We start from the raw sequence: 11,562 nt of genomic DNA, 5'->3' as shown, positions 1-11,562 counted from the left end.
CCTCAGGTAGGCTAGAGCAGCAGACAATGCGCACAATTGCGCTGCCCGCATTCAATCCAGGAGATTTTGTGACCGCTGACCTCGTCATCGTAGGGTCCGGCTTTTTTGGCCTGACAATCGCAGAACAGGCCGCCACCGAGCTCGGCTTGAAGGTCGTCGTCATCGACCGCCGCCACCACATCGGCGGCAATGCCTACAGCGAAAAAGAAGAGCAGACCGGCATCGAGGTGCACCGCTACGGTGCCCACCTCTTCCACACATCCAACGAGCGGGTGTGGGAGTACGTCAACCGGTTCACGACCTTCACGAACTATGTCCACAAGGTCTATGGCGTGCACAAGGGCGAGGTCTACTCACTCCCCATCAACTTGGCGACTATAAACCAGTTCTTCCGCGCCAACCTGACGCCCGGCCAAGCGAGGGAACTCATCCAGGAGCAAGCCGGTGAGCTTGCCGGGACTGATCCGCAGAACCTCAATGACAAGGGCATCCAGCTGATCGGCCGGCCGCTGTACGAAGCGTTCATCAAGCATTACACCGGCAAGCAGTGGCAGACGGATCCCAAGGACCTGCCCGCCGGCATCATTTCGCGACTCCCTGTGCGGTACAACTACGACAACCGGTACTTCAACGACAAGTACGAGGGTCTGCCCACCAACGGCTACACCGCGTGGATTGAAAAGATGGCAGAACACCCGAATATCGAGGTACGGCTGAACACTGACTTCTTCGACGAGTCGCATGAGTACAGCAAGGATAAGGTCGTTGGCAACATCCCGGTGATTTACACCGGCCCGGTGGACCGCTACTTCGACTTCGCCGAAGGTGATCTGTCCTGGCGCACCATCGACTTCGAGGAAGAAGTGCTGGACATGGAGGACTTCCAGGGCACGTCCGTTGTGAACTATAACGACGACGACGTCCCCTACACCCGTGTCATCGAACCGCGCCACTTCCACCCGGAGCGTGACTACCAGACGGAAAAGACCGTTATCATGCGCGAGTTCTCACGTTTCGCCGAGAAGGGCGATGAGCCGTACTACCCGGTCAACACGTCGGCGGACCGGGAACGGCTCCTGAAGTACCGTGACTTGGCAGCGGCCGAGAAGGACGTACTGTTCGGCGGGCGCCTCGGCACGTACAAGTACCTGGACATGCACATGGCCATCGGTTCTGCGCTGAGCATGTTCGACAACAAGATCCGGCCGCATTTCGAAAGCGGCGTAAAGCTGGAAAGCGGAGGCGTGGACGCATGAGCATCTCAACCCAAAGCCCGAAGAAGAACACTCCGACGGCATCATCGGATGACGCCGGCAGCGACTGGCAGACACTGCAGCGGGTGATTCTTCCGAGCGCCAGCCAGATGGACACCGTACCCCTGTACATGGATATGGGCACTGCGACCGGCATCCAGCTGCCCACCGTGGGTGACCGGGAGGGAAAGGCCGTAACGGCCAGGGCATTCAGCAGCCCGGCGAAGGAAGCCCACGTCGAAGACTTCCTTTCCCGGCACTCGACGTCTGTCCGCTCAGGCGAGCGGGTCTCTTTCGGCAGCTACTTCAACGCATTTCCAGCCAGTTATTGGCGGCGCTGGACTACAGTGGACAAAATCCGCCTGCAAGTCCGGACACAGGGCACGGGTTCAGTCATCGTGTACAAATCCAACGCCAGGGGCTCCCTGCAGCGTGTGGACACCCGGCGGGTTGAGGGGATCGCCGATAACTACTTTGAGCTCTCCCTCGCGCCCTTCGGCGACGGCGGCTGGTACTGGTTTGACCTGCTTGCCGGCACGGAGCCGCTCATCATGCTTGACGCTGAGTGGCAGGGGCCAGCCACGGAGAGCAAGCCCGGATCTGTCACCCTTCAGATCACCACGCTGAACAAGACTGACTTCTGCCTCAACAACCTCCGACTCCTTGCCGAGAGCGAGGAGGCACTTGAGCACGTTCAAGAGATCCTCATCGTCGACCAAGGAACGCAGAAGCTTTCCGAAGCAGAAGGCTTCCACGACGTTATGAAGTCGTTGAACGGGAAACTTCGCATCATCAACCAGTCCAACCTCGGCGGGTCCGGCGGGTTCGCCCGGGGCATGTTCGAAGCCGTGGAAAACGGCAGTGACTACGTGCTGCTTATGGATGATGACGTCGTGGTCGAACCTGAAAGCATCATTCGGCTTTTGACCTTCGCTGACCGGTGCAAGACCCCCACGCTCGTCGGGGGCCACATGTTTGACCTGTACAACAGAACTGTCCTGCACACATTCGGTGAGATCGTGAACCCCTACCGGTTCCAGCCTTCGCTGCCCAGTGACGAAATGATCCTAGGTCACGACTTCATGTCGTCAAATCTGCGCCAGACTTCGTGGCTGCACCGCCGGTGCGACGTTGACTACAACGGCTGGTGGATGTGCCTCATTCCCACCCAGGTGATCCGGGACATCGGACTTTCGCTGCCTCTGTTCATCAAGTGGGACGACTCTGAATACGGCCTGCGCGCCAAGGCACACGGTTATCCCACAGTGTCGTTGCCCGGTTCCGCCGTATGGCATGTTTCATGGATCGACAAGGATGACCTCGTCGGCTGGCAGGCATACTTCCACGCCCGGAACAGGGTGGTGGCGGCTCTCCTGCACAGCCCGTACGAGTTCGGTGGCCGCGTGATTAAGGAATCCCAGTACGCCGATGTTAAGCATCTGGTTTCCATGCAGTATGCAACAGCAGAGGGACGTCAATGGGCACTGGAAGACGTGCTTAAGGGCCCGTCGGCTTTGCCGGACTTGCTTGCCACAAAGCTACCTTTGATCCGCGAGATGATGTCGGGACACTCGGACTCTGTTTTCCGGCCCGATCCGGAGGACTTTCCTTCGCCCAAGATGGACAAGCCGCCCCGCCGAGGTCATGGCCCGTCACAGCCCTCAAGAATCACCCTGTTGCCATGGGCCGCAAAGACCGTTGTCCGCCAGTTGGCCAGTCCTGTTAAAGGCGCCACCGCCGAACGGCCCCAAACCACGGTCGCCCACCAGGACAACCGCTGGTGGCGCATGGCCCAGTATGATAGCGCCGTGGTCTCAAACGCCGAAGGAACAGGCGCCTCCTGGTACCGGCGCGATCCAAAGCAGCTCCGGAAAATGCTCGCCGACAGCGCCCGGGTCCACGCTGCCCTCCTGAAGGAGTGGCCCTCGCTCAGCAAGAAGTACAAGGCTGCCCTGCACGACCTCACTTCCATCGAGTCCTGGAGGAATACGTTCGAAGAGCACACCCAGAACGAGATCAAGTGAGTGCAATTTCACCGAGTGAACTGACGACCCCGGGACTTGGTGGCGGACTGCGTGACATCCGCCAGTCGAGTTTCCTGCTGAAGTTACTGGTACGGAAAGAACTGAAAGTACGCTACCGCGGTTCTGTCTTGGGGCTGCTGTGGTCCTACGTGAAGCCCGGCGTGCAGTTCATCGTTTTCTATGTCGCCCTGGGCGTCTTCCTCGGGCTGGAACGCAGTCCCAGGAATCCTGAGGGGCTGGCGAACTATGCTGTCTATCTGTTCTCGGGCATTGTCCTCATCAACTTCTTTTCTGAAGCTTTGGGAAATGCAGCCAGATCGATCGTCAACAACGGGAACCTGATCAAGAAGATATACCTGCCGCGCGAGCTGTTTCCGGTTGCTTCGGTATGGGTGTCGGCGGTTCACTTCTTTCCGCAGCTGGTAGTTCTTGTTGCCGGTTGTCTTTTCGCCGGGTGGCGGCCCAATGTGATACAGCTGCTTGCTGCTGTCGCAGGCTTCCTCATCGTTGGACTGCTAGCCACAGGGTTGGGTCTATTGTTCGGGGCCGCCAATGTGTACTTCCGGGATTCAGAGAACCTGGTGGATATGCTGCTGATGGTCGCCACCTGGGCGTCACCAGTCATGTATGCATGGACCATGGTCGAAGAGAAGTTGGGTGCGACGGGGTATGCCATCTACCAGGCAAACCCGATCACCATAGGTGTGGAATTGTTCCATTACGCTTTCTGGTTCCCCACGACGGATGGAACCGCAGCCATGCCGCCGCACCTTTTCAGCCTCTGGTTGCCGGTGGGTGTGGCCGTAGCGCTGGTGGTCCTTGTTCTGGGGCAATACACTTTTCGGCGGCTTGAGGGCCGCTTCGCTCAGGAGCTGTAAGTGGTCAACGCAATAGAAGTTTCCAACATTAGCAAGCAGTTCGTGCTGCGTCATACCAGATCCATTAAGGAAGCGGTTGTGTGGCTCGCGAAAGGCCGCAAGGGCGATTTGTCCGAAAAATTCCACGCCCTTAAGGACGTCACTGTAGAGGTTAAGACTGGGGAAACCGTGGCACTCCTGGGCCTGAACGGGTCAGGGAAATCAACCCTGCTGAAACACATTTCTGGGGTTATGCTCCCGGACACCGGATCGGTCAGGACGAGGGGACGGGTCGCTGGCCTTATCGAAGTGGGTGCAGGCTTCCATCCCGACCTCTCCGGGCGGGATAATGTGTACCTTAATGGCGCCATTCTGGGAATGACGGAACAGCAGGTAAAGGAGCGGTTCGATGACATCGTCGAGTTCTCCGAAATCGGGCAATTCATCGATACAGAGGTTAAGTTCTATTCCTCTGGCATGTACCTACGGCTGGCTTTCTCTGTTGCCGTTCACACCGATCCTGAAGTGTTCCTGATCGACGAGATCCTGGCAGTTGGAGATGAGCCGTTTCAGCGAAAGTGCATCGAAAAGATTCAGGAGCTGGCACGAGAGGGAAAGACTCTTGTTGTGGTGAGTCATGACCTTGACCTTGTATCCCGTATCTGTGATCGCGGAATCTTACTGGAGCACGGCAATGTGAAGTTTGACGGACCTATCGAGGCAGCTGTGGCCCTCCTGCGCGCATGAGGAGTGTTACGGGGAGTTAGTTGTTCCACTCCGTAGAAAGGAACAACACATCAAACTTGGCGTCCGACTCTGCCTGTGGCAGCGGGAGAGCACCGCCGTCGTCTAGTACGATTCGGTAGGCGGCTTATGACGAAGATTCGACGGTATGGTGCACGTCCACTCAAACTACTTGGAGGGTTTCTTTTGTCGTGGTGGTCAGTAGGTCCGCATCTACTTTTTGCGATCGGCGTTCTATTCGTCCCCGGGGCAATTGTCGCCTCCGCCAGCCGGGTTCGTGGTGTGGCGCTGTTTGCCTTAGCTCCGCCTATCTCGGTGACCATCGTCGCGGTCTCTGCCCTGGCGGCTCCGCTTATGGGCATGGAGTGGTCACTTCTGCCAGTCTTCGTTTTAACTGCCCTGATGGCGGCAGTTGCGTGGGCAGCCGCTAGGTGGTCTGCGGGGCCGTCGGAGGCCGGGAAGTTTTTTCTTGGTCCTGTCGAGTGGCAAATCGGTCTCGGTCATGCCGCCGCCGTGCTTATTGCTGCCTTTCTGATCGGCAGGCGGCTTATTGGGGCCTTCGGCCGTCCTGAGTCGTTTTCGCAGACATTTGACAACGTATTTCACCTCAATGCCGTGCGCTACATCCTCGAAACACGACAAGGTTCTTCCTTCACCGTCAGTTCGATGACGGGCGGGGATTTCTACCCGGCTGCCTGGCATGATCTGGTCGCTCTGCTCGCGGCCACTACGGGTGCAGATATCACCGTGTCCGTTAACGTCGTAAACCTCGTTGTCGCCTCCGTTTGCTGGCCCCTTGGATGCATCTTCCTGGCGCACCAGCTTCTGGGCAAACGTATTGTTGTTAGTGTTGCGGCGAGCATTCTGTCCGCAGCGTTCGGAGCCTTTCCGTTGCTGCTTCTGGATTTCGGTGTCCTGTATCCGAATTTCCTTGGAAATGCGCTGCTTCCGGTGGCGGTGGCTTTGGGGGCTCAGGCTTTAGGGCTGACAAGTTCCAAGTCGGGCTCAACACTGGTCACTTGGTTGCTGTTCGTAGCAGTACTTCCGGGCCTCACCTTGGCGCACCCGAGCAGCACCATGGCGCTGCTAGCGCTGATGATACCTCCGCTGTTGATCCTGTGGACGAGGTTCACGGCAAGAATTACTCGAGGGTCCCGCCGTCCTGCAGTGTCCTTGGTGGGAGCCTTTTTCCTGCTTCTCCTCGGACTCGGAATGGCTGCTGCTGCCTGGAAGAAGGTTCGGCCCCCAGAGATAGCAGCGTTCTGGCCTCCGGTGGAAACAACCGGTCGTGCTATCGGCGAGGTGATTACGAGTTCCGCTATTGGACGTTCTGTCGCGTGGGCGGTGATGGCTCTTGCCCTCACAGGACTTATCGTGCTGATCGTTCAACGTATGCACCTATGGCTCGTTGGAATGTATGGGGTGATTGCAGGTCTTTTCGTTGTTGTCGCTTCCTTCCCCTTTGGGGAGCTGCGGACCTTCTTAACTGGGGTCTGGTACAACGATCCGCCTCGCCTGGCTTCCCTGCTCCCTCTTGTTACCTTGCCGCTAGCCGTCGTAGGTGCCGTCCATGCCTGGGATAAGTTGGTGGCCCCACTCGGCATTAGATACTTGTCCGCGGAAAAAGCGACTCTTTCTGCGCACCTCCGGCGAGCTCCGGGATACGTAGGCTTGTCCGTAGCTGGCATGGCTGTCGTCCTGCTTGTTGTCAGCACCCAGCAAGCCAACGTCCGTGAGGCGGCAATTTCAGCATCGGGCGGATACCGGCTGGCTGAAGATTCCCCACTGATTTCTTCAGACGAAATGGCCCTGCTCAAGAGGCTCCCCGAGAAACTTCCCGAGGACGCGACCCTGGTGGGGAATCCGTGGAACGGGAGTGCGCTGGCCTATGCCTTTACTGGCAGGGACCTTGCTCAGCTCCACATGCTCAGCGAGATGCCGGCAGGCTTGGAGCAGCTCTATACATCGCTGAATAAGGCAAACTCGGACCCATCTGTCTGTCCAATTGTTGAGCGCCTCCATGTTGGCTACGTCCTCGATTTCGGTCACCGGGAAGTACACGGCGGCGACAACGGGTTCCGGGGTCTGGACAATCTGGAAGCGGCCGGCGTCGCCAAGCTGGTGGACGCTGAGGGCGAGGCAAAGGTTTACGAACTGATTGCCTGCGGAAAATGACTTTTCAAGGGAAGGGAATCCAGGTATGAAGATCGTGTTGACAGGAAGCAACGGCTTCCTTGGGTGGCACACGCGAGTGTTGGCGCACAGCCTTGGCAAGGAGACTGAAGCTCTTGCGCTGGGTGACAAGTTCGACGACGGCGCCGCGGTCGCCGCCGTCGAACAGGCAGAGCTCCTCGTTCACGTGGCAGGGGTGAACCGGGGGGACGATGAGGCAGTACGAAGCGGCAACATCCGTTTCGCCGAACAGCTTGCCGAAACGCTGGAGGCGGCTGGTTCGAAACCGGCAACCGTGGTGTACGCCAACTCCATTCAGGCGGGGAACGGCACCGCCTACGGCACGGGCAAGGAAGAAGCAGGAAAGATCCTTAAGAATGCCACCGAACGGGCCGGCTCCCGCTTTGTTGATATCAGGCTTCCTAATCTCTTCGGGGAGCACGGTATGCCCTTCTACAACTCCGTTGTCGCTACTTTTTGCCGCCTTGCTACAGAAGGGAAGCCGCTGCAGGTGCAGGACGACAAGGACCTGCTCCTTTTGCACGTTCAAACTGCTGCTGAGGTGCTCCTGGGTATTCATGAACCCGAGGACGCCCTCCGTCTTGCAGCAAGCCGCCGGGTCAGCGAGGTCGCAAATCTCATTGATTCGATGGCTGCGACCTACTCAAAGGGCACAATCCCGGACATCTCCGAGCCATTCGATAGGGATATGTTCAACACCTACCGGTCATTCTTGGTTGGCGACCGACTGCCCATCCCCTTGGACCGTAAGGAAGACGCACGGGGTGCGTTTTTTGAGGTAGTCCGCAGCAGCGGGGGCGAGGGCCAGTCCTCATTTTCAACCACGAAGCCCGGCATCACCAGGGGACAGCATTACCATCGGCGGAAAATTGAGCGGTTCACCGTACTGTCGGGGACCGCGGACATAGCCATGCGGAAATTGTTCTCCGAAGAAGTAGTGACCTACCGGGTCGACGGCAAAAGCCCTGTTGCCATTGATATGCCCACGATGTGGTCACACAACATCACCAACACTGGAACAGATAACCTTTACACCATGTTTTGGATCAGTGAACTCTTTGATCCAGCATCTCCCGACACTTTCCCGGAGGAAGTATGAGCGACGTTGGCCGCAAGCTAAAAGTATTGACCATTGTGGGCACCAGACCGGAAATTATTCGTCTGGCTGCCACAATCCGCCGGCTTGATCGTAGTACCGACCACGTGCTGGTTCACACGGGCCAGAACTACGACTACGAGTTGAACGAGGTCTTCTTCGAGGATCTGGGCCTGCGACGCCCGGATCACTTCCTGGAGGCGGACACCTCGTCCCTGGGTAGTGTTCTAGGCTCAATTCTGGCAAAGACCGAGAAGGTGCTTTTGGCTGAGAAGCCTGACGCGATGCTTGTGTTGGGCGACACCAACAGCTGTATTTCCGCCCTCATGGCCAAGCGACTTCGGATCCCGGTCTACCACATGGAGGCGGGTAACCGCTGCTTTGATGAGAACGTTCCCGAGGAAACGAACCGACGGTTGGTCGACCATGTCGCTGACTACAACCTCGTATATACAGAGCACGCCCGCAAGAACTTGCTTGCGGAGGGACTGCACCCTTCACGTATCCTGCTGACGGGATCGCCCATGAAAGAGGTCCTGCTCGGCAACGCCGGGGCCATTGAGGCCAGCGACGTTCTCGAAAGGCAGGAGTTGACTCCCGGGGGCTACTTCATGGTCAGCATCCACCGTGAAGAAAACGTCGACAGCCCCGAACGCCTCACGGAGATACTCAAGGCCCTGCAGTGCATTAGCGATCGCCACGAGATTCCTGTTCTCATCTCCACCCATCCGCGAACCCGGAAGCGGTTGGAAGATCAGCCTGAAGAATTGAAGCGAGGCCTGCGATTCCATCCGCCATTTGGTTTCAACGACTATGTGAAGCTCCAGAGGGAGGCCAAACTGGTTCTGTCGGACAGCGGCACGATCAGTGAAGAGTCTTCCCTGCTGGGATTCCCAGCAGTGACTTTGAGGGACGCGATAGAACGCCCAGAGTCCCTGGATACCGCTGCAATCATCACCACTGGGGTGAAGTCGGATGCAATCGTTGATGCCATCGACATAGTCCTGGATCAGTTCGAAACCGACGGCTCACCTGTCATTCCCGTGGACTACCAAATTTCTGACACGTCACGTCGCGCCGTGAACTTCATCCGTTCAACCGCGCATACCCACCACCAGAGGACCGGAATATTCGTTAATATCAACCGGTAAACGCGGTCTTCCCTCGCCTGAGTGAGGGTGCGAGAGGGTGACCTCCGCGTGGTAGGTCCAGAATGAGGCGATCAACTCAGTTGTGGGTTCCGGTGCCCCGCGACGTACTGGGCTGGCCGATCTGAAGGGTACCGCGATCCCGTAAGGGGTCGTCCTTGCGTCCGCGGTGCCCGAAGGAATCCCCTGTCTTTGGGCCAGTAGCGTCAGCCTTTCCCATGGATAAGCTCGGCGTCAACCGATGTGTCTGGTCCCGAATCGGTCCGCCCCTGCAGTGATCCTCGCCCGACTGTTCGAACTCGTGCCGGGGCGGGCCAAGATCCGCCCTGCGGATAGCAGCAGCGTGCCAGCTGGCAGGGTGTCGGCGATGGTCGAAAAGTGAGTCATTTCACGGGCTGGAAAGTGAGCCACTTTGACGCTGGTTATTCTGCCGTATTTTCCGGTCTTGTCGAGGGCGGCAAATAGACCTGGCTGTGCTTGAGGCGGTAGCTGGAGCTTTTGAGGGTGATGACTTCGGCGTGGTGGACCTTGCGGTCGATCATGGCTGAGGCGACGACCGGATCGCCGAAGCCGTCTCCCCAGCGAGCGAACGGCAGGTTCGATGTCAGGATCAGCGAGGCGTGCTCGTAGCAGGATGAGACGAGTTGGCAGAACAGGTTCGCAGCATCTTCCTCAAAGGGGATGTGGCTGACTTCATCCACGATGATCAGTCCGCAGGCCCAGCCTGACCAGTTCCTGGGGTAGGCGGCCGTTCTGGTGGGCTCCCTGGAGCCGGGCGACCCAGTTGATGGCGGTAGCGAACAGAACCCGGTGACCGAGCTGCATGGCTCGTGAGCCCAGCCCCCGGTGGCGAGGTGAGTTTTGCCGGTGCCGGGCCGTCCAGGGCAGGACGATGTTGGATGCTTCGGTGAGAAACGCGCCTGTGGCCAGGTTCGCGACGGTGCCGCGTCTGAGGCCCAGCTGGTTATCGAATTTGAAGTCCTCAAGCGATTTCCGGGCCGGGACCCCGGCGCCCCTGGCCCTGATCTCGGCCCCTGAGGCTTCCCTGGCTGCAACCTCCCGGGACAGGATAGCGGCGGGGTATTCCTCATGGGTCCAGCCACCTTCACGCGCCTGATCGGCGAGGCGGGGTGCTGCTTCCCGGATCCCGGGCGCTTTGATCGCCCGGAAGTAGTACTCGATCTGGCCGATGGTTTCCTTAACGGCCGGCATCAGGCGACCTGCCCGTCATCCGGGACAACCCCGAACGCCCGGTCGTAGACAGTCAGGCCCGCAGCCCGGTCGTTTCGCCCACGAATTGAGGGGTTTGAGAGGCTTCCGCAGCGCCCTTGCCGGCTCGACGTGCTCCGGGTCGGTGATGGTTAGGCCGGTGGCCCAGGACCGGGCGTGGGTGCCAACGATTCTGCCATCGAGGCTGATTGTGATGGTTGTCAGGTCCGCGGTGACATCGACGAACCGGCCGATCGCCTGCGGGTGGACCGAGTAGTCGGTGGACTCCATCCGGACGGAATGGTCCCGCGGGAGCCGGGCCTTGGCGGAGAATCCGGTGACCGGCGGAACCGGTGGCAGCGCCAGCATCGCAGTTCTATCCGCGACGAGCAGGTCCGCCGGTCCTTCTGACCATCCGGGCGTTGGCCTTTGCCAGCCACTGCCCGAGCTGGGTGTTGAAGTCCTCCGGAGACACGGGTCGCACTGCACCTGATCCCCGGGATCGTAAGAGATCCGATCAGCAGGATCGGCCGGGGCATACTCTGGCCGAATCTTGGCAAACGTTTCCCCTCAACCAGGCCGGGGACCCGACCAGCGCACCCGTTCAGCCGACACCGTCGCCGGCATCCGCGGATTCTCCAGCAGCAACGCTCGAATATCCGGTTCCACAGCCTTGATTCCGGAGTCCTGCGGTGCCCGCACGTAAGTTGGCGGTGACCGCCTTCGCGACCGTGTTCCTGAAGATCCCCAACCACGCCGCTATTTACCTCATCGAGTGACCCTCGGCCCGATGAAACCGCCGAATAAGCGCCCAATCCCAGACTGTGACCAACCCAATCGTTCGAAGCGGATGCTCAGTTTCTAACCGTCACGTCACATGGCTCACTTTTCACCGTCACCGACACAGGGGCCGTTGGCGTCCCAGCCCGTGCGCCCGGGAGATGCTGTGATGGCTGGCCCAATTCGCCTACGCCTGGCCAGCTCGTGCTCTTCAGCGAACCTGGATGGAAGTGCGTCTACAGGCTCCAACCGTGCTCG

At 59.0% G+C, this 11,562-nt stretch carries 10 protein-coding genes; 7 read left to right on the top strand and 3 right to left on the bottom strand.

Annotated features, from left to right (window positions below; all coding sequences use genetic code 11):
* Positions 1-68 precede the first annotated feature (68 nt).
* The 7 genes from glf to wecB all read left to right on the top strand — a co-directional run bounded on the left by glf (position 69) and on the right by wecB (position 9,318).
* Positions 69-1,256 carry a UDP-galactopyranose mutase gene (gene glf / locus FHJ30_RS13145; RefSeq protein WP_139029710.1) on the top strand — a complete coding sequence of 396 codons (1,188 nt, stop codon included), beginning with the start codon at positions 69-71 and terminating at the stop codon, positions 1,254-1,256.
* A complete protein-coding gene (locus FHJ30_RS13140) occupies positions 1,253-3,277 on the top strand; it encodes a glycosyltransferase (RefSeq protein WP_139029709.1) in 2,025 nt (674 codons plus the stop codon). The genes glf and FHJ30_RS13140 overlap by 4 nt, the downstream gene beginning before the upstream one ends.
* A complete protein-coding gene (locus FHJ30_RS13135; RefSeq protein ID WP_139029708.1) occupies positions 3,274-4,155 on the top strand; it encodes an ABC transporter permease in 882 nt (293 codons plus the stop codon). The genes FHJ30_RS13140 and FHJ30_RS13135 overlap by 4 nt, the downstream gene beginning before the upstream one ends.
* On the top strand, positions 4,156-4,881 hold the full coding sequence (locus tag FHJ30_RS13130) for an ABC transporter ATP-binding protein (RefSeq protein ID WP_139029707.1): 726 nt from the start codon (positions 4,156-4,158) through the stop codon (positions 4,879-4,881).
* Positions 4,882-5,007: 126 nt separating this feature from the next.
* Positions 5,008-7,053, top strand: coding sequence for a DUF6541 family protein (locus FHJ30_RS13125; RefSeq protein WP_139029706.1), 2,046 nt, complete (start codon positions 5,008-5,010; stop codon positions 7,051-7,053).
* A 25-nt stretch (positions 7,054-7,078) separates the two neighbouring features.
* Entirely contained in the window at positions 7,079-8,170 is a 1,092-nt protein-coding gene (locus FHJ30_RS13120) for an NAD-dependent epimerase/dehydratase family protein (RefSeq protein WP_139029705.1), read from the top strand.
* Positions 8,167-9,318 carry a non-hydrolyzing UDP-N-acetylglucosamine 2-epimerase gene (gene wecB / locus FHJ30_RS13115; RefSeq protein WP_139029704.1) on the top strand — a complete coding sequence of 384 codons (1,152 nt, stop codon included), beginning with the start codon at positions 8,167-8,169 and terminating at the stop codon, positions 9,316-9,318. The genes FHJ30_RS13120 and wecB overlap by 4 nt, the downstream gene beginning before the upstream one ends.
* A gap of 419 nt (positions 9,319-9,737) precedes the next feature.
* Here the strand turns inward: wecB and FHJ30_RS21870 are convergent, their stop codons facing one another.
* From FHJ30_RS21870 to FHJ30_RS22030, 3 genes are read right to left on the bottom strand one after another with little or no spacing between them, the layout of a single operon-like run.
* On the bottom strand, positions 9,738-10,016 hold the full coding sequence (locus FHJ30_RS21870; protein ID WP_257223613.1) for an ATP-binding protein: 279 nt from the start codon (positions 10,014-10,016) through the stop codon (positions 9,738-9,740).
* The gene (locus FHJ30_RS13110) at positions 10,009-10,527 is read right to left on the bottom strand and encodes an ATP-binding protein (protein WP_257223612.1); all 519 of its coding nucleotides are present in this window, start codon (positions 10,525-10,527) and stop codon (positions 10,009-10,011) included. The genes FHJ30_RS21870 and FHJ30_RS13110 overlap by 8 nt, the downstream gene beginning before the upstream one ends.
* Positions 10,528-10,542: 15 nt before the next feature.
* The gene (locus FHJ30_RS22030; RefSeq protein ID WP_373683151.1) at positions 10,543-10,893 is read right to left on the bottom strand and encodes a Mu transposase domain-containing protein; all 351 of its coding nucleotides are present in this window, start codon (positions 10,891-10,893) and stop codon (positions 10,543-10,545) included.
* Between the last annotated feature and the right edge of the window lie 669 nt (positions 10,894-11,562).

This window comes from Arthrobacter sp. BB-1, assembly GCF_006151685.1.
In the GTDB taxonomy this organism is placed as follows: domain Bacteria; phylum Actinomycetota; class Actinomycetes; order Actinomycetales; family Micrococcaceae; genus Arthrobacter.
The sequence above is the reverse complement of the archived record's forward strand: the minus strand, read 5'-3'. Positions and strand labels throughout refer to the sequence as shown.